Raw genomic sequence first — 17,655 nt, forward strand, 5'->3', positions numbered from 1 at the left:
GCGGGCCGCTCACTCCACCAGGTCACGCAGGGGCACGCCGATGGCGCGCGCGATGCGCAGCAGCGTTCGCAAAGTCGGGTTGGCCCGGCCGGCCTCGATGTCCTGGTAGTGGGCCCTGTTCATGGGGACCGCCAGGAAGACCCGCTCTTGGGTGAGGTTGTGGTGCTCGCGGACTTCGCGGATGCGCCTGCCAATGCGCTGCCCTTCGCTGTCCAGCCACTCGTTCTCAGGCACTCGACAAACGCTGTGACCTGCGCGAACCTATGTCAGCCTGGCATCACCAGGCTTTTTGTGATCTTGAAGACTCCGTCTGCTGCACGCCCTGTTCGGACGGTGGGCGGATCGGAGCGGCCGGGCGGGCGTACGCGTCTCCGCCCAGACTCGGCCGTTAGACGCTAAGACTCGGTCAAAGCGTCCCGCCCCGGAAGCCACTGGCTCCGGGGCGGTCTACGTTGGGCAGCAGAAGGCCCCCACCGACAGCTGCGGTGGGGGCCTTGGCCTGCTCGGGCTGTCCTCCCCGACAGCGCCGTGCAGGTGCGCGAGAGGCGCGTCTCAGGCGTGCGTGGGGAGACACTCCTGCCCCTCTCGTGGGCGCCACTCTACGTGGCGCATGCATGCAGGCTATCCCCCGTTCGAGTGATAGCGGCGCTGTGATCGCGTGGCGATGTGGACTCTATGTGGAATCCGGGTACAGAGAGGCCCCCCGCCCGAGTGGGCGGGGGGCCTCTGACCTGCGCGTTACTGCTTGTGGAGCCTAGGGGAGTCGAACCCCTGACATCTGCCATGCAAAGACAGCGCTCTACCAACTGAGCTAAGGCCCCGGAAGAGGAGCATCCGTCCGGTGAACCGCCTGCCGGCCGGGTGCCGCAGACCAGAGTACCGGGTCACCCCCCGGATCTCGCAAAAAGATGGGGGCTCCCCGCGACCGACCACTCTCCGTAAGATGCTCGGCGGGGTTCGCGACAGCGAACCGCGGTACTTGGGGAAGCGATGGGGAGACGCAATGGACGCCGCACAGCAGGAAGCGACCGCGAGAGCGCGGGAACTTCAGCGGAACTGGTACGGGGAGCCGTTGGGGGCGCTCTTCCGTAAGCTCATAGACGATCTGGGGCTCAACCAGGCGCGTCTGGCGGGGGTGCTGGGGCTGTCCGCGCCGATGCTCTCGCAGCTGATGAGCGGCCAGCGGGCGAAGATCGGCAATCCGGCGGTGGTCCAGCGGGTGCAGTTGCTCCAGGACCTGGCGGGGCAGGTGGCGGACGGCAGCGTCAGCGCGGCCGAGGCGACCGAGCGCATGGAAGAGATCAAGAGGTCGCAGGGGGGCTCGGTGCTCAGCAACACCACTCAGACGACGAGCGGTTCGGGCGCTCCCACCGTCAAGCGCGTGGTCCGCGAGATCCAGTCGCTGCTGCGCTCGGTCGCCGCGGCGGGCGACATCATCGACGCCGCGGACAGCCTCACCGCCACCCATCCCGAACTGGCCGAGTTCCTGCGGGTGTACGGCGCCGGCCGCACCTCCGACGCCGTGGCGCACTACCAGTCCCACCAGAACTGACCCCACCGGGAAGGGTCGTACCGCGCGTCGCGGGGGAAGCCAAGGGGAGGTGACCCCTGGGGGAGGAGCGACGCGCAGCCATGGGTGAGGTCTTCGCCGGCCGGTACGAGCTGGCCGACCCGATCGGACGCGGTGGGGTCGGCGCGGTCTGGCGCGCCTGGGACCACCGCCGGCGCCGGTACGTGGCCGCGAAGGTCCTCCAGCAGAGCGACGCGCACTCCCTGTTGCGCTTCGTGCGGGAACAGGCACTGCGGATCGACCATCCGCATGTGCTCGCACCGGCCAGTTGGGCCGCCGACGACGACAAGGTCCTGTTCACCATGGACCTGGTCGCCGGCGGCTCGCTGGTCCATCTGGTCGGGGACTACGGCCCGCTGCCGCCGCGGTTCGTCTGCGTCCTCCTGGACCAGTTGCTCGCGGGGCTCGCCGCGGTGCACTCGGAGGGCGTCGTGCACCGGGACATCAAGCCCGCGAACATCCTGCTGGAGGCCACCGGCACCGCGCGGCCGCGGCTGCGGCTGTCCGACTTCGGCGTCGCGATGCGGCTGGGCGAGCCCCGGCTGACCGAGACCGACCTGGTCGTGGGGACGCCCGGCTATCTCGCACCCGAGCAGATGATGGGTGCCGACCCGGACTTCCCCGCCGACCTGTTCGCCACCGGCCTGGTCGCCCTCTATCTGCTCCAGGGCGCCAGACCCGACACCCGAGCGCTCGTCGAGCACTTCGCCGAGCACGGGACACCGGGCGCGCCCCAGGGCATTCCCGAGCCGCTGTGGCAGGTCGTGGCCGGCCTGCTGGAGCCGGACCCCCGGGTCAGGTTCCGCACGGCCACCGGAGCCCGCAAGGCCCTCGCCTCGGCCCTCGAACTCCTCCCGCCCCCGGGCCCCGACGACGAACCCATCGAGATCTTCGACCAGCTCGGCCCCCTCCCCCCGGACTTCGGCCCGGACGGCCCGCCCCCGCGCGGGCCCGGCACCCCCGCGTCCCTGCCGGACGCGGCCGGCCTCAGCGGAGGCGGCCCGCTGCCGCACGGGGCGGGACGGGGCGGTTCGCCGCCGCGTGCGGCGGAACCGAGCGGGTCACTGCCGCGCGGGGCGGCGGCAGGCGGTTCACCGCCGGACGCGGCCGACTCGGGCGTACCGCTGCCGCCCGGGGCGGAGCCGGCCCGGCCGGTGCCGCGCCCGACCCCGCCCGCCGGCTCCGCGCCGCCCGGATCGAGCGCGCCCGGATCGAACACGGCCGGAGCAAGCGCGGCCGGATCGGGACCGGCCGTATCCCCGACGACCGGTCCTGTGGTGCAGGACGGCGCCCAGGCGCCCGGACACGCTTCGACCGGGCCGCTGCCTCCTGGGGACGGCCCGCAGCACCCGCGTCAGCCTCGCAAAGTGGCCCGCAGCGACTTCTCACCACCCGATCCCGCCACCCCGGGCACGGGCTCGGGCAGCGGTACCGGACCTGCTCCCGGCCTCGACACCCCGTCCTTCCCGCCGCCGCCGTTCCCCGCGACCGCTCCACCGCCCCCGTTGCCGACCGCGCCCTCCGCCACCCTCCCCGTGCGCCCCGGCGCCGCCCCCTCGGCTCCCCTCCCTTCCCCTCCCTCCGCGCGGAGGGAGTCCGCTGCCCTGCCGGACACCGGCGGCTTCCCCCTGGCGCCGCCCCACCGCTCCGGCCCTCCGGTAACTCCCGCCGCCCGGTCCTCGACGGCCGACGACACCTCCACAGCGCCCTACACCGTCGAGACCCCGCAGGAACCGCCCCGAAGGGCACGGGAGTTCTCCCGGCACCGCGCCGCCCGCGCCCGGCGCCCCGGGCCGCCCACCGCGGTGGCGATCACGCTGCTCCTGCTCGCGCTGGCCTGCTACGCCGTCGGCCTCTGGGCGCTGTTCCGGCTGTGAGGGCCGCAGAGACCTGGAGCCCGTGGAGGCGTGGAGGCCGCAGAGACCTGGAGACCGTGGAGGCGTGGAGGCCGTGGGGCCAGCCCGCCCCGGGTTACGGCCTGGTCCCCGCCCCGGCCCCCGCCGCGCGCCGGGCGGTCAGGGTCCACACCCCGAGGACGGCCAGCAGCGCGGTCCCCGTGCCGAGTCCGGCCACGGCGAGCACCCGCAGCCCCGTGGGGCCGGTCGCCGCACCCGGGCCGCCGGAGCCCCCGGGGTCCCGGCCCCCGGCCGCCGCCTCCCGGTCGCGGGCCGTGACCTCGAACAGCCCTGCGGGCTCGGAGCGGCCCGCGTACCCCGGCCCCGGCCCCGCGGCGCCGCTCACCCGCACCCGCAGGGTCAAGTCGTAGAGCCCGTCCCCGAACACACCGGCCGTCTGCGCGGCGAGATGCACGACCAGGTAGTACGAGCCGGCGAACCGCATGCCCTTGCCCGGGTCGGTGAAACCGTGGCGGTTGGCGTAGGCGACGGGCGGCAGGGGGGCCAGGGCGGCGGAGGCCGGATGCCCGCTGTAACCGGCGTACGCCTCCTCCACCGAGCCGCGCACCGGGTTGTACAGCGACAGGGTCAGCGCCCCGTCGGCGTATCCGCTGCCACCGCTCGCACCGCCCAGCCCGGCCGTGGCGTCCAGCCGCTGCCCCCAGTCCACGGGCACCCGGTAGAAGAGCGTCCCGCCGGGCCGGATCCGGTCCCGCCAGACGCCCTGCCCGACCGGGGCGGCCCGCTCGAACCCGGCGCCGCCCGCCCGGTCCGCCACCGGGCCGGTGACGGGCGCGGCGGAGGCGGAGTCCACGGCCCGCGGGGTGTCCGTCGCCCCGGCCGCCCGCTCGAGACCGGGTTCGGACGCCACGGTCAGCTCCAGGGGCCAGGTGTCCGGTGCGGAGCCCTCGGCGGAGATGCGCTCGACGAGCGCGTAGTACGCGCCGGCACCCTGGCACAGCGCCTGCCCGGAGGAGACCTCCCGGGCGCCCCACGCGGCGATGGGGTGCGGGCTGCGGCTCGTGCCGAAGCGGGCGGTCTGGTACGAGCAGGAGGTGCCGTGGGCGTCCCGCACGGTGACCCTGAGGCCGTCCGTGGCGGCGACCGCGCCGCCGGGGCCGGGGACCGCCGTGGCGGAGACGTAGGCGGTGGTCGCGGCGCCGAGGTCGAGGCGGTAGTAGAGCCGGCCGCCGCCGGGCAGGGCGCTGCGGTAGGTGCGGCCGGGTTCGAGGCGGGGCGCGCCGCCCGTGGACGCCGCTCCGGCGACGGACCGGGCGCCGTCGGCGAAGGCGTACGGGGCCGGTGTCCCGGCCGCGAACGCCCCCGGCGCCGCCACGGCGGCCACCAGGCCCAGCACCGCGGCCGCGACCGCCACCACCACCGGGCGCACTCTCGGACGCGTCGGTCCCGTCCCGGCACCGCCCGCGCGGGGCCCCCGTCCTGTCGTGGGCCGTCTCATCCCCGCGCCACCCCTCGCGTTCGCCGTCGCCGCTCCGGACGTCGGCCATCCTGCCCCGGGCGGGGTTGCGCCATCCGCGTATCGCGTACGGGCGTCCGAAACATCGGGGTCGAAAGGCGGGGGCCACCCCACGGCTACCTCACGCGGTCCGGGTCCGCAACACGGGAGCGGCTCCGGACACACAAAACCCCGACCGCTGCGGCGGCCGGGGTCTGTTCAGGACCGGTGGTCGGTGCTCACGAACCCGTGGGCACGGAGTCAGTCGCCTCCGTCCACAGATCCTGCTCGGCGCGATCCGCCTGGATCTGGCGGTACACGAGGAGCCCGCCGATGGCGGCCAGTGCGACCAGGAGAAGCTTCTTCACCGCGCGACCTCGTCTTTCGTTGACGTAGGGGACCTCTGGCGCCCGACTATACACACCGGTCGATACCGATCGGTGACCTGCGTCCGCCCTCAACTGTCAGGGGGCGGAACGCAGTAGACAGCCGTCGAAGCGTTCCGATCGGAGGGTGATCACATCCGCACGGACCGTGACATTTGCCCACGCTCCTCCCGTCTCCGGAGCTTTTCGCCGCTCATGCGTCCATCCGAGTGGTGTTCATCCGAAGATCCCCGCGCCACGGGCGTCGGTCCACCACTTCGCGTCGCTCATACACATGATGAGCAAAGTACGCAAATCGCCCAACCCGAAAGTGAGGGGCCATGGACCAGCTCAGGGTCAAGAAGCTGTGGACCGCCATCGTCACCGCCTTCCTCGCGCTCTGCACGGCGCTCGGACTCGTCACCACGACCGCCAGCGCGGCCACGGTCGCTCCGCAGCCCGAGACGGCGCCCAAGAGCACCACGGCGAGGGTGCCGGCCCAGACGACGGCGAGCAGGCCCAGAGCCCATGCCCGGTCCCTGCCCCCCACGATGAAGCAGCGGATCCGCGCCGAGGCGCACGGAAAGTCACCGAGTTGCCGCCACCGCCCGCTCGCGGACGCGCAGTCGCTCGCCACCGACCCGGAATGCGAACCCGACGAACCTCCGGCCCGCCCCAGCATCCCGCTCCAGCGCTGACAGGACCGCCCCGGCACCGCCGGAGCCCTCCTCCGCACCCATTGACGTAACGGCGAAGCGCGTACGGCCTCCCCGAAACGCACCACCGCACCACCGCACCACCGCACCACCCCGTCAGCCCGAAGACCCGGTCGGCCCGCCGACCGGGTCCTCCCCATGCCCGCTACGGCCCGGCCGGCCTCCTACCGGTGCGTCTCCAGGAAGTGGCGCAGCGCCTCCGGGCTGTTGTCGTCGAGGGCGGCCTGGGCCGCCGCCCGCACGGTGGCGCTGGTCTTGGGGTCGGCGAGGACACGGAAGATGGCGACCCGGTCGTCCTCGGCCTGCGCCAGGCGGTAGCCCGTCTCCAGCCAGGCGCGGATCTCCTGGGCATCGTTGCCGTCCAGAAGCCGGTTGACTTCGGCGACGACGCGCTTACCGCTCTCCGGCTTCGCCAGGATCCTGAAGAGAGCGACCTTGTCGTCCTCGGCCTGCGCGAGCGGGTAACCCGTCTCCAGCCAGGCGCGCATCTGCTCCACCGTGCCGCTGTCGAGCAGCGCGTTCGCCTCCCGGATCACGCGCTTGCCGCTGGCCGGGTCGGCGAGGATGCGGGATATCGCCACCCGAAGGTCGTCCAGGCCCATGTCGTCGTAGGGCGAGCCGGCCGTCGCGGCGGTGATCGCGGGGGCCGTGGAGGCGGTGGAGGCGGTGGAGGCGGCCATGGACGGTGTGGTGAGCACCAGCGCCGGGGCAAGAGCGCCTGCGGCCACAGCGAGGATCACGCGAGTCGGTCTCATGAGGTCAACCACCTTTGTCTCTGCAAGGAGTGCCGTGCCCGGATCATGTCAAGCGGAGGTCAGTCGGCGCAGTGCCTCAATCAGGCAGTTCTGGCCGGTCCTGCTTGCCGGTGGCACGCAGGACCGCGGCCGGAGGCGGCCGTGAACGGAGAAGACCCCCAACCGATACCGGCTGGGGGTCTTCTCGCTGGTGGGGCTAACAGGATTTGAACCTGTGGCCTCATCCTTATCAGGGATGCGCTCTAACCAACTGAGCTATAGCCCCGCCGCGCTCTGCGGTGTATGTCCCGCGCGCTGACCCCTGAAGATTAGCGCACGACGGGGGCAGTCCCAAAATCGGTGGGAGGACGGGCTCCGGCGGCCCACGAGGGGCCGCCGGAGATGGCTACGGACGACGTCTCACTCGTCCTCGGCCAGCGTCAGTTCGATGCCGCCGACGAAGCCCGCCGAGAGGTTGTAGATGAAGGCGCCGAGGGTCGCCAGCGCCGTCGCCAGGACGACGTCGATGACCGCGATGATCGCCGCGAACATCAGGACGTGCGGCAGGGACAGGAAGGACTGGAGGTCGAAGCCGTTCGACTCGGTGGAGCCGGTCGCCTCCGAGATGGTCCCGCCGACCGTCGAGAAGACGCCCATCGCGTTCATGACCATCCACAGCACGGCGGAGGCCACGACGGTGCAGATGCCCAGCGCGATGGAGAGCAGGAAGCTGACCTTCATCACCGACCACGGGTCGGCCTTGGCCACGCGCAGCCGCGCCTTGCGGGTGCGCGGGGTGGTCCTGGCGCCGGTGCGCGGCCTGCGCACGGTGCCGGACCGGTCCGCGCCGGCCGCCGGGTAGGCCTGGGGCGGGTGGTACGGGCCGCCGTGCTGCTGCGGCTGCCGCTCCCCGGGCAGCGGGGAGGCCGCAGCGTGCTGCTGGGCCGCCCCGGGCTGACCCTGCGTCTGCGGGCCTCTGGTGTCCGTCACCGTTCCCCCCTGGGATCCGTGCGTGGGAGAGTGCGAGTCGGTCGCGGGCGACTTGATCGCGTTCAGGTTGGTGGTGTGCGAGTCCGTCGCACGCGCGGCGGAGCCACGGCCGCCGCCCGATTCCGTACCAGTGGAGGTACCGGACGATCCGGCGCCCGTGGCTCCGCTCACGATGACTCACTCCTCGTGCTACTCGGCCGAGGGCGCCTCACCCTCGTCCGTGCCGGTGGTCGCGGCACCCTCGGCGGTCTCGTCCACGGCCACGTCGCCGTCGACTTCCTCCGCCTCGCGTCCCGCCTCGGCGTTACGTGCGATACCGACGACGGCATCGCGCTTGCCCAGGTTGATCAGTTGGACGCCCATGGTGTCACGGCCCGTCTCCCTGACCCCGCTGACTCGCGTGCGAATCACTCCGCCCGAGAGTGTGATGGCGAGGATCTCGTCGCTCTCCTCGACCACCAGCGCGCCCACGAGCGAACCGCGGTCCTCCACGATCTTGGCGGCCTTGATGCCGAGGCCGCCGCGGCCCTGGACGCGGTACTCGTCGACCCGGGTCCGCTTGGCGTACCCGCCGTCGGTGGCAGTGAACACGAACGTACCGGCTCGCACCACATTCATCGACAGCAGTTCGTCGCTCTCGCGGAAGCTCATGCCCTTCACACCCGAGGTGGCACGGCCCATGGGCCGCAGGGTGTCGTCCGAGGCGGTGAACCTGATCGACTGCGCCTTCCTGCTGATCAGCAGCAGGTCGTCGTCGGCCGAGACCAGCTCCGCGCCGATCAGCTCGTCGTCGGCGCCGTCCTGGCCCTCGCGCAGGTTGATCGCGATGACGCCGCCCGAGCGAGGCGAATCGTAATCCTTCAGAGGCGTCTTCTTGACCAGTCCGGCCTTGGTGGCGAGCACCAGGTAGGGGGCCGCCTCGTAGTCGCGGATCGCCAGGATCTCGGCGATGGCCTCGTCCGGCTGGAAGGCCAGCAGGTTCGCCACGTGCTGGCCGCGCGCGTCCCGGCCGGCGTCCGGCAGCTCGTACGCCTTCGCCCGGTACACCCGGCCCTTGTTCGTGAAGAACAGCAGCCAGTGGTGCGTGGTGGAGACGAAGAAGTGGTCGACGATGTCGTCTTCCTTGAGCTTCGCGCCGCGCACGCCCTTGCCGCCGCGCTTCTGGGCGCGGTAGTCGTCGGTCTTGGTCCGCTTGATGTAGCCGCCGCGGGTGACCGTGACGACGATGTCCTCCTCGGCGATCAGGTCCTCGATGGACATGTCGCCCTCGTACGGGATGAGCTTGGTCTTGCGGTCGTCGCCGTACTTCTCGACGATCGCGGCCAGCTCCTCGCTGACGATGCCGCGCTGGCGGACCGGGGAGGCCAGGATCGCGTTGTACTCGGTGATCTTCGCCTGGAGCTCGTCGTGCTCCTGGACGATCTTCTGGCGCTCCAGGGCGGCCAGCCGGCGCAGTTGCATCTCCAGGATGGCGTTGGCCTGGATCTCGTCGATCTCCAGCAGGTCCATCAGACCCCCGCGCGCCACGTCCACGGTCGCGCTGCGCCGGATGAGGGCGATGACCTCGTCGATGGCGTCCAGGGCCTTCAGCAGGCCGCGCAGGATGTGCGCGCGCTCCTCGGCCTTGCGCAGCCGGAAGCGGGTCCTGCGGACGATGACCTCGATCTGGTGCGTCACCCAGTGGCGGATGAACGCGTCCAGCGAGAGGGTGCGCGGCACGCCGTCGACCAGGGCCAGCATGTTGGCGCCGAAGTTGGTCTGGAGGTCGGTGTGCTTGTAGAGGTTGTTCAGGACGACCTTGGCGACCGCGTCCCGCTTGAGGACGATGACCAGGCGCTGGCCCGTGCGCGAGCTGGTCTCGTCGCGGACGTCCGCGATGCCGCCGATCTTGCCGTCCTTCACCAGGTCGGCGATCTTCTGCGCGAGGTTGTCCGGGTTGGTCTGGTACGGCAGCTCGGTGACGACCAGGCACTGCCGGTTCTGGATCTCCTCGACCTCGACGACCGCGCGCATGGTGATGGAGCCGCGCCCGGTGCGGTACGCCTCCTCGATGCCCTTGCGGCCGACGACCAGCGCGCCGGTCGGGAAGTCCGGGCCCTTGATGCGCTCGATGAGCGCGTCGAGCAGCTCCTCGTGCGAGGCGTCCGGGTTCTCCAGGCACCACTGGGCACCGGCGGCGACCTCGCGCAGGTTGTGCGGCGGGATGTTGGTCGCCATGCCGACCGCGATGCCGGCCGAGCCGTTGATCAGCAGGTTCGGGAAGCGGGCGGGCAGGACGGTCGGCTCCTGGGAGCGGCCGTCGTAGTTGTCCGTGAAGTCGACGGTCTCCTCGTCGATGTCGCGGACCATCTCCATCGACAGCGGCGCCATCTTGCACTCGGTGTAGCGCATGGCCGCCGCCGGGTCGTTGCCCGGCGAGCCGAAGTTGCCGTTGGAGTCCACCAGCGGCATCCGCATCGCCCACGGCTGCGCCAGGCGGACCAGCGCGTCGTAGATCGAGGAGTCGCCGTGCGGGTGGTAGTTGCCCATGACGTCGCCGACGACGCGGGCGCACTTGTAGAAGCCGCGCTCGGGGCGGTAGCCGCCGTCGTACATGGCGTACAGCACGCGCCGGTGGACGGGCTTGAGACCGTCCCGGACGTCGGGCAGCGCACGCGAGACGATGACGGACATCGCGTAGTCGAGGTACGAGCGCTGCATCTCCGTCTCGAGCCCGACGGGCTCGATGCGCATGGCGATGTCGCCGCCCTCTTCAGGGGTGACTGGAGTGTTCTCGTCGGCCATTGCTGGTGAGGATCCTTCCTGGTGCGGTCAGCTGAGACCGACTCAGATGTCGAGGAAGCGGACGTCCTTGGCATTGCGCTGGATGAACTGGCGGCGGGCCTCGACGTCCTCGCCCATCAGGACCGAGAACAGGTCGTCGGCCTGGGCGGCGTCGTCGAGGGTGACCTGGCCGAGCACGCGGTGCTCCTGGTCCATGGTGGTCACGCGCAGTTCCTCGGCGTTCATCTCGCCGAGGCCCTTGAAGCGCTGGATCGAGTCCTCGCGCACCCGCTTGCCGCGCTGGCGGCCCATTTCCAGGAGCGCGTCGCGCTCGCGGTCGGAGTAGGCGTACTCGACGTCCTCCCGGCCCCACTTGATCTTGTACAGCGGGGGGCGGGACAGGAACACATGGCCGGCCTCGACCAGCGGCCGCATGAAGCGGAACAGGAAGGTCAGCAGCAGGGTGTTGATGTGCTGGCCGTCGACGTCGGCGTCCGCCATCAGGATGATCTTGTGATAGCGGAGCTTCTCGATGTCGAAGTCCTCGTGCACACCCGTGCCGAACGCGGAGATCAGCGCCTGGATCTCCTGGTTCTGGAGGATCTTGTCGATCCGCGCCTTCTCGACGTTGAGGATCTTGCCGCGGATGGGCAGGATCGCCTGGTACTCCGGGTTGCGGCCGGACTTGGCCGAGCCGCCGGCGGAGTCGCCCTCGACGATGAAGATCTCGCACTTGGTGGGGTCGTTCGACTGGCAGTCCGAGAGCTTGCCCGGCAGTGAGGCGGACTCCAGCAGGCCCTTGCGGCGGGTGAGGTCGCGGGCCTTGCGGGCCGCGACGCGCGCGGTGGCCGCCTGGATGCCCTTGCGGATGATGTCCGCCGCCTCGACCGGGTTGCGGTCCAGCCAGTCGTTCAGGTGTTCGTAGACGGCGCGCTGGACGAAGGTCTTCGCCTCGGTGTTGCCCAGCTTGGTCTTCGTCTGGCCCTCGAACTGCGGCTCGCTCAGCTTGACCGAGATGATCGCGGTCAGGCCCTCGCGGATGTCGTCGCCCGTGAGGTTGTCGTCCTTGTCGCGCAGCAGCTTCTTGTCGCGCGCGTACTTGTTGATCAGGCTGGTGAGGGCCGCCCGGAAGCCCTCCTCGTGCGTACCGCCCTCATGCGTGTGGATGATGTTGGCGAACGAGTACACACCCTCGCTGTAGCCGCCGTTCCACTGCATGGCGACTTCCAGGGACAGGCTCTTGTCCCGGTCCTCGGCCTCCAGGTCGATGATCGTGGGGTGCACCACCTCTCCCTTGCGGGAGTTGAGGTACTTCACGAAGTCGACGATGCCGCCCTCGTAGTGGTAGGTGACGGACTTGACCTCGTCCTTCTGGTCCGCGCCCGCCTCGTCCGCACCGGTGGTGGCCTTGGCCGACTCGCGCTCGTCGGTCAGCCGGATCGTCAGGCCCTTGTTGAGGAAGGCCATCTCCTGGAAGCGCCGCGACAGCGTCTCGAAGGAGTACTCGGTGGTCTCGAAGATGTCCGGGTCGGCCCAGAAGGTGACCGAGGTGCCGGTCTCCTCGATCTCCTCGTGCTGGGCCAGGGGGGCGGTGGGGACACCCATCTTGTATTCCTGGGTCCAGCGGTGCCCGTCGGTCCTGACCTCGACGGAGACCTTGGACGACAGGGCGTTCACCACGGAGACGCCGACGCCGTGCAGACCGCCGGAGACCGCGTAGCCGCCCCCGCCGAACTTGCCGCCCGCGTGCAGCACGGTGAGTACGACCTCCAGGGCGGGCTTGCCCTCGGAGGGGACGATACCCACCGGGATACCGCGGCCGTTGTCCACGACGCGGACCCCGCCGTCGGGCAGGATCGTCACGTCGATGGTGTCCGCGTGCCCGGCCAGCGCCTCGTCGACCGAGTTGTCGACGACCTCGTACACAAGGTGGTGCAGACCGCGCTCACCGGTGGAGCCGATGTACATACCGGGTCGCTTGCGGACCGCGTCCAGACCCTCGAGGACGGTGATGGCGCTGGCGTCGTACGAGGCCGTGGCCTCACTGTGCAAAGAGGCGGCCGACGGCTCGGCGTCGGCGTCGGTGGACGGGATGTTCTCGTTGGGGTTGCCGGAATCGGCCACGAAGCGCCCTTTCTGGCACAGCACGAGCCGGGCTCCTGGGGGTGCCCCCTTTGGGGGAGGGTCGCCGGAGCGGCTGCGGCATGTTGCGTTGGTAAGCCTTTGATCAGCGTTGCTCAGCTTTTCCCGGACGGTCCCCACGGGCGGGGCGGGATCTGCTCCCAGTCTACCGGTAGCGCCGACAGTGATGGGGGTTTGCGGGTACCTGAGTCCGCATGTGGCGCCCTGAACCGGCCTTCGCCGGGTCCCGATATGCGGAAGGGGGCTCCAAGAGGCTCACAGCGGCACTCAGCGCTTCCGGATGTCAACCCTTCGCTACTCCGGGGTCAGGTCGGGATTCGCAAGCGCGTGCGGTTGTGCGGTGAGGTGCTGCGGCCGGCCCGCCGGCAGCCCTCCGTGACCGCCCGATGTGATCTCCGTCACCTTTTCGGGTGGTGGTCCGCCGACCGCCCCACGGGTGCCACACCGCCCGCACCCCGGGGCACAAAAGGGGCATTTCACCCGTAGGTGTCGCCGGGTCCCTTGCTCCCGGGCGCGCGCAGCGGGCCGTAGCGGCGGGGCCCCGCACCGGGCCCGTGCACCTTGATCAGCCGGACCGCGCCGTGCCCGAGGTCCTCGTTGAGCCGGGCGACCAGATTCGGCGCGAGCAGCCGCAGGTTCGTCGCCCAGGCCGTCGAGTCGCAGCGCACGGCCAGCACCCGCTCGTCCTCGTCGTACCGCTCCGGCACGCAGTGCTTGGCCACGTCCGCGCCCACGATCTGCGGCCAGCGGCCCATCACCCCGCCGACCGCGGCCGGGGTCTCCCAGCCGCGCTCGGTGATCAGCCGGTTGATGGCCGCCCCGAGCGCCATCGGGTCCCGGCCGTCGGCGCGGGCACCCGAGCGCAGACCTCCGCCGCGCCGCGCCTGCTTCTTCTGCCGCGTCGCGTCCCCGCGCGCGCGTGCCGCCTCCTTGGCCGCGCGCAGCGCCACGCGCGCGAGGTCGACGCCGGAGGGCTCGAGGGGCCGCCCGGACGCCTTGGGCGGCGGCGCCGCCCCGGTGGCCTTCCCGGCACCGGCCGCCGGATCGCTCCCGCCGCTCATACGCGCTCCACCGCCCCGTCCGACACGGTGAACCGCGTGCCCGCCAGCACATGCGGTACGTCGTCGTCGACCGCCGCCGTCACCAGGACCTGCTCGCCGGGCGCGACCAGCTCGGCCAGCCGCTCGCGGCGCCGGGCGTCCAGCTCGGCGAAGACGTCGTCCAGGACCAGCACCGGCTCGTTGCCCTCGGCGCGCAACAGGTCGTAGGAGGCCAGACGCAGGGCGAGGGCGTAGGACCAGGACTCCCCGTGGGAGGCGTAGCCCTTGGCGGGCAGCTGTCCGAGCTTGAGCACCAGATCGTCGCGGTGCGGGCCGGCCAGGGTGACGCCCCGCTCGATCTCCTGCTTGCGGACCTCGGCGAGCGCGGCCATGAGCTGCGCGAACAGGTCCTCGCGGGTGTGCGCGTCACCGGGCGCCGACGGCTTGTACTCCAGGGCGACCGGTCCGCCGCCGGGCGCCAGCTGCTCGTACGCCTTGTCGGCCAGCGGCTGGAGGGTGGCGACCAGGTCGAGGCGCTGGGCCAGCAGTTCGGCGCCCGCGCGCGCGAGGTGCTGGTCCCACACGTCCAGGGTGGACAGGTCCGCCCCCGTCCGCCCGCCGTGGCGGCGGGCGAGCGCCGCGGACTTCAGCAGGGTGTTGCGCTGCTTGAGGACCCGTTCGTAGTCGGAGCGGACGCCCGCCATCCGCGGGGAGCGGGCGGTGACCAGCTCGTCGAGGAAGCGGCGGCGCTCACCGGGGTCGCCCTTGACCAGGGCGAGGTCCTCGGGCGCGAACAGCACCGTCCGCACGATGCCGAGCACGTCACGCGGCCTGACCTGCGAGGACCGGTTGATACGGGCCCGGTTGGCGCGGCCGGGGTTCAGCTCCAGCTCGACCAGCTGCTGCCGCTCGCCCTGCCGGACCTGCGCGCGGATCACCGCCCGCTCGGCGCCCATGCGGACGAGGGGGGCGTCGGAGGAGACCCGGTGGCTGCCGAGGGTGGCGAGGTAGCCGACCGCCTCGACGAGGTTCGTCTTGCCCTGGCCGTTGGGACCGACGAAGGCGGTGACGCCCGGGTCCAGCGGGACCTCCGCCCGGGGGTACGAGCGGAAGTCGGCCAGCGACAGATGCGTGACGTGCATGGTCGTGCGCCGGCCTCCTCCAGCGGGTGGACCGCCGGACGGTCCCGTGTCGTACGGACCGTCCGGGGCCCGGGTCCTCGCGGTCCTCGGACCGCGACGTCCTTAGGACTACTTCTTCTCTACGGCGTGGCCGCCGAACTGGTTGCGCAGCGCGGCGATCATCTTCATCTGCGGCGAGTCGTCCTGCCGGGAGGCGAACCGGGCGAACAGCGAGGCCGTGATCGCGGGCAGCGGCACGGCGTTGTCGATGGCCGCCTCCACGGTCCAGCGCCCTTCACCGGAGTCCTGGGCGAAGCCGCGCAGCTTCTCCAGGTGCTCGTCGTCGTCCAGCGCGTTGACGGCGAGGTCGAGCAGCCAGGAGCGGATGACGGTGCCCTCCTGCCAGGACCGGAAGACCTCGCGGACGTTGTCCACGGAGTCGACCTTCTCCAGCAGCTCCCAGCCCTCGGCGTACGCCTGCATCATCGCGTACTCGATGCCGTTGTGGACCATCTTCGCGAAGTGGCCCGCGCCCACCCTGCCCGCGTGCACCGAGCCGAAGTCGCCCTCCGGCTTGAGCGCGTCGAAGACCGGCAGCACCCGGTCGACGTGCTCCTGGTCGCCGCCGTACATCAGCGCGTAGCCGTTCTCCAGCCCCCACACGCCGCCGGAGACTCCGCAGTCGACGAAGCCGATGCCCTTGGCGGCCAGCTCCTTCGCGTGCTTCTCGTCGTCCGTCCAGCGGGAGTTGCCGCCGTCCACGACCACGTCACCCGGTTCGAGCAGCTCGGCCAGCTCGTCGATGGTCGACTGGGTCGGGGCTCCGGCCGGGACCATCACCCAGACCACGCGCGGGCCGTCCAGCTTGTCCACAAGCTCTTGCAGGCTGTGGACGTCCGCGAGGTCGGGGTTGCGGTCGTATCCGAAGACGGTGTGGCCCGCGCGGCGTATCCGCTCGCGCATGTTGCCGCCCATCTTGCCGAGGCCGACGAGACCGAGCTCCATCAGTTGTGTCCTTAGGTGTCCGACGTGATGTGGGGGCACTGGAGTGCCCGGCTCCGAGCCTAGACCCGGACGCTCGGGCACATCCGTGGGCATACGCGCTCATACGTACGCGCGTACGCCCCCACCGTCGGGCCGGGACGGGCTGCTCAGCCGCTCAGGCGGACCGGCATGATCAGGTACTTGTACGCCTCGTCCGCCTCGGCGTCCACGGCCGGCTTGCCGCTGAGCAGCGCGGGCTTGGTGGACGTGGTGAACGACAGCTGGGCGACCGGGGAGTCGATGGCGCTCAGGCCGTCCAGCAGGAACGTCGGGTTGAAGGCGATGGAGATGTCGTCGCCCTCCAGCTGGGCGTCGACCCTTTCCACAGCCTGTGCGTCGTCGCTGGAGCCGGCCTCCAGGATGAGCACGCCCTGCTCGAAGCTGAGCCGGACCGGGGTGTTGCGCTCGGCGACCAGGGCCACGCGCTTGACGGCCTCCACGAAGGGGGCGGTCTCGATGACGGCGACGCTGTTGAACTCGGTGGGGAACAGCGTGCGGTACTTCGGCAGGTCGCCTTCGAGCAGGCGGGTGGTCGTCCGGCGGCCCGCGCCCTCGAAGCCGATCAGGCCCTCGCCCGCGCCCGAGCCGGAGAGCGCAAGGATGACGCTGTCGCCGCTGGTCAGCGCCTTGGCGGTGTCCTGGAGCGTCTTGGCGGGCACCAGGGCGACCGCGGAGACGTCCGGGTTCTCCGGCTTCCACAGGAACTCGCGGACCGCGAAGCGGTAGCGGTCGGTGGAGGCCAGGGTGACCGTGTCGCCCTCGATCTCGATGCGGACACCGGTGAGCACGGGCAGCGTGTCGTCGCGGCCGGCGGCGATGGCGACCTGCTGCACCGCGGAGGCGAAGACCTCGCCGGGGACCGTGCCGGTGGCGTTCGGCATCTGGGGCAGGGCCGGGTACTCCTCCACAGGCAGGGTGTGGAGGGTGAAGCGCGAGGAGCCGCAGACCACCGTCGCCCGTACACCGTCTGTGGAAATCTCCACCGGCCGGTTGGGGAGCGCGCGGGAGATGTCGGCGAGCAGCCGGCCGGAGACCAGGACGGTGCCCTCCTCCTCGACCTCGGCGTCCACCGAGACGCGCGCGGAGACCTCGTAGTCGAAGCTCGACAGGCTCAGCTGGCCGTCCTCCGCCTTCAGCAGCAGGCCGGCGAGAACAGGCGCCGGCGGACGGGCCGGGAGGCTGCGTGCCGCCCAGGCCACTGCCTCCGCGAGTACGTCGCGTTCCACCCGGATCTTCACCGTAAGCCGCCTCCTGCTGTTGCTACTGAGTCCTCCGACTCGGTGTCACCGCCCGCTGTGACGGGAGGAGCACCGGGGACCAGTCTGACGCACCGCACTGACAGTAGGTGCCGGTCGGGGTCAAGTCGCTCCGAGGGGCGGCCGGGCTCGAGAGCGCGAGTTGTGCACAGGACCCGCTTCGAAACGGATTCCGCTCTCTTACTGGTTGGGAGTAGTAGTAGGGCCTGTGGATACCGTGGATAACCACGTTTGCCCAGCTCAGCGCGGGAATTTTGTCCACTGGCCCTGTGGGTGACGGCGGTGGACAACTCGGGGTCTCTGTGGAGAACAGAAAGTTCTGCACACCTAACCCACAGATCGAGGGCAGTTCTCCCCAGCTGCGTCCCCAGGTTTACCCACGTTTCCCACACCCCAATCCGGCACCTTGGTGTGACGGCTTTCACTCGACACGGTGACCGGGGGCGTCGCGTTGCCGAACAGTGGACAACCATGTGGAGAAGCGGCCGATCATTGGGGACAACCAGCCACAGCCTGTGGGTTGTCCGTGGACAACTTCGTGCACAGCCTGTGGATCTCCGCTT

14 protein-coding genes and 2 tRNA genes are annotated in these 17,655 nt (G+C 71.1%); 3 read left to right on the forward strand and 13 right to left on the reverse strand.

Annotated elements, in window-relative coordinates; all coding sequences use genetic code 11:
* Positions 1 to 9 precede the first annotated feature (9 nt).
* Together R4Z62_RS16585 and R4Z62_RS16590 are read right to left on the reverse strand one after the other, a co-directional pair.
* The gene (locus R4Z62_RS16585) at positions 10 to 234 is read right to left on the reverse strand and encodes a helix-turn-helix domain-containing protein (RefSeq protein WP_491520204.1); all 225 of its coding nucleotides are present in this window, start codon (positions 232 to 234) and stop codon (positions 10 to 12) included.
* Positions 235 to 748: 514 nt separating this feature from the next.
* A tRNA-Ala gene (locus tag R4Z62_RS16590) sits at positions 749 to 821 on the reverse strand.
* Between the two features lie 182 nt (positions 822 to 1,003).
* Here R4Z62_RS16590 and R4Z62_RS16595 point away from each other — a divergent pair.
* Together R4Z62_RS16595 and R4Z62_RS16600 are read left to right on the forward strand one after the other, a co-directional pair.
* Entirely contained in the window at positions 1,004 to 1,552 is a 549-nt protein-coding gene (locus tag R4Z62_RS16595; RefSeq protein ID WP_064534097.1) for a helix-turn-helix domain-containing protein, read from the forward strand.
* A gap of 80 nt (positions 1,553 to 1,632) precedes the next feature.
* Positions 1,633 to 3,447, forward strand: coding sequence for a serine/threonine-protein kinase (locus R4Z62_RS16600; RefSeq protein ID WP_491520205.1), 1,815 nt, complete (start codon positions 1,633 to 1,635; stop codon positions 3,445 to 3,447).
* A gap of 94 nt (positions 3,448 to 3,541) precedes the next feature.
* Here the strand turns inward: R4Z62_RS16600 and R4Z62_RS16605 are convergent, their stop codons facing one another.
* Positions 3,542 to 4,855, reverse strand: coding sequence for a hypothetical protein (locus R4Z62_RS16605; RefSeq protein WP_491520206.1), 1,314 nt, complete (start codon positions 4,853 to 4,855; stop codon positions 3,542 to 3,544).
* 305 nt (positions 4,856 to 5,160) lie between these two features.
* Positions 5,161 to 5,289, reverse strand: a complete 129-nt coding sequence (locus tag R4Z62_RS16610) for a DLW-39 family protein (RefSeq protein WP_003999697.1) — start codon at positions 5,287 to 5,289, stop codon at positions 5,161 to 5,163.
* A 338-nt stretch (positions 5,290 to 5,627) separates the two neighbouring features.
* Between R4Z62_RS16610 and R4Z62_RS16615 the strand changes: the two genes are divergently transcribed.
* Positions 5,628 to 5,984, forward strand: coding sequence for a DUF6344 domain-containing protein (locus R4Z62_RS16615; protein ID WP_064534091.1), 357 nt, complete (start codon positions 5,628 to 5,630; stop codon positions 5,982 to 5,984).
* 182 nt (positions 5,985 to 6,166) lie between these two features.
* Here R4Z62_RS16615 and R4Z62_RS16620 read toward each other — a convergent pair whose 3' ends face one another.
* The 9 genes from R4Z62_RS16620 to dnaN all read right to left on the reverse strand — a co-directional run bounded on the left by R4Z62_RS16620 (position 6,167) and on the right by dnaN (position 17,074).
* The gene (locus tag R4Z62_RS16620) at positions 6,167 to 6,757 is read right to left on the reverse strand and encodes an ALF repeat-containing protein (RefSeq protein ID WP_491520207.1); all 591 of its coding nucleotides are present in this window, start codon (positions 6,755 to 6,757) and stop codon (positions 6,167 to 6,169) included.
* Between the two features lie 188 nt (positions 6,758 to 6,945).
* Positions 6,946 to 7,022, reverse strand: a tRNA-Ile gene (locus R4Z62_RS16625).
* 134 nt (positions 7,023 to 7,156) lie between these two features.
* Entirely contained in the window at positions 7,157 to 7,897 is a 741-nt protein-coding gene (locus tag R4Z62_RS16630) for a DUF3566 domain-containing protein (protein ID WP_079158983.1), read from the reverse strand.
* 18 nt (positions 7,898 to 7,915) lie between these two features.
* Complete coding sequence (gene gyrA, locus R4Z62_RS16635; protein WP_064534084.1) at positions 7,916 to 10,510, reverse strand: DNA gyrase subunit A; 2,595 nt, start codon at positions 10,508 to 10,510, stop codon at positions 7,916 to 7,918.
* Positions 10,511 to 10,552: 42 nt separating this feature from the next.
* Positions 10,553 to 12,637 carry a DNA topoisomerase (ATP-hydrolyzing) subunit B gene (gene gyrB / locus R4Z62_RS16640; RefSeq protein WP_355484387.1) on the reverse strand — a complete coding sequence of 695 codons (2,085 nt, stop codon included), beginning with the start codon at positions 12,635 to 12,637 and terminating at the stop codon, positions 10,553 to 10,555.
* Positions 12,638 to 13,107: 470 nt separating this feature from the next.
* The gene (locus R4Z62_RS16645) at positions 13,108 to 13,692 is read right to left on the reverse strand and encodes a DciA family protein (protein WP_491520208.1); all 585 of its coding nucleotides are present in this window, start codon (positions 13,690 to 13,692) and stop codon (positions 13,108 to 13,110) included.
* Positions 13,689 to 14,813 carry a DNA replication/repair protein RecF gene (gene recF, locus R4Z62_RS16650; protein ID WP_491520209.1) on the reverse strand — a complete coding sequence of 375 codons (1,125 nt, stop codon included), beginning with the start codon at positions 14,811 to 14,813 and terminating at the stop codon, positions 13,689 to 13,691. The genes R4Z62_RS16645 and recF overlap by 4 nt, the downstream gene beginning before the upstream one ends.
* A gap of 108 nt (positions 14,814 to 14,921) precedes the next feature.
* Positions 14,922 to 15,797 (reverse strand): phosphogluconate dehydrogenase (NAD(+)-dependent, decarboxylating), encoded by an 876-nt coding sequence (gnd, locus tag R4Z62_RS16655; protein ID WP_037894498.1) that lies wholly within the window; start codon positions 15,795 to 15,797, stop codon positions 14,922 to 14,924.
* A gap of 146 nt (positions 15,798 to 15,943) precedes the next feature.
* A complete protein-coding gene (gene dnaN, locus R4Z62_RS16660; RefSeq protein ID WP_018566212.1) occupies positions 15,944 to 17,074 on the reverse strand; it encodes a DNA polymerase III subunit beta in 1,131 nt (376 codons plus the stop codon).
* Positions 17,075 to 17,655: the final 581 nt, after the last annotated feature.

The sequence above is a fragment of the Streptomyces sp. PL-25 genome (genome assembly GCF_058344915.1).

Coding starts and splice junctions, on each gene's coding strand:
- R4Z62_RS16645 (WP_491520208.1), bottom strand. CDS start 13,692: ATGAGCGGCGGGAGCGATCCGGCGGCCGGTGCCGGGAAGGCCACCGGG.
- gnd (WP_037894498.1), bottom strand. CDS start 15,797: ATGGAGCTCGGTCTCGTCGGCCTCGGCAAGATGGGCGGCAACATGCGC.
- R4Z62_RS16600 (WP_491520205.1), top strand. CDS start 1,633: ATGGGTGAGGTCTTCGCCGGCCGGTACGAGCTGGCCGACCCGATCGGA.
- R4Z62_RS16615 (WP_064534091.1), top strand. CDS start 5,628: ATGGACCAGCTCAGGGTCAAGAAGCTGTGGACCGCCATCGTCACCGCC.
- gyrA (WP_064534084.1), bottom strand. CDS start 10,510: ATGGCCGACGAGAACACTCCAGTCACCCCTGAAGAGGGCGGCGACATC.
- R4Z62_RS16620 (WP_491520207.1), bottom strand. CDS start 6,757: ATGAGACCGACTCGCGTGATCCTCGCTGTGGCCGCAGGCGCTCTTGCC.
- recF (WP_491520209.1), bottom strand. CDS start 14,813: ATGCACGTCACGCATCTGTCGCTGGCCGACTTCCGCTCGTACCCCCGG.
- R4Z62_RS16595 (WP_064534097.1), top strand. CDS start 1,004: ATGGACGCCGCACAGCAGGAAGCGACCGCGAGAGCGCGGGAACTTCAG.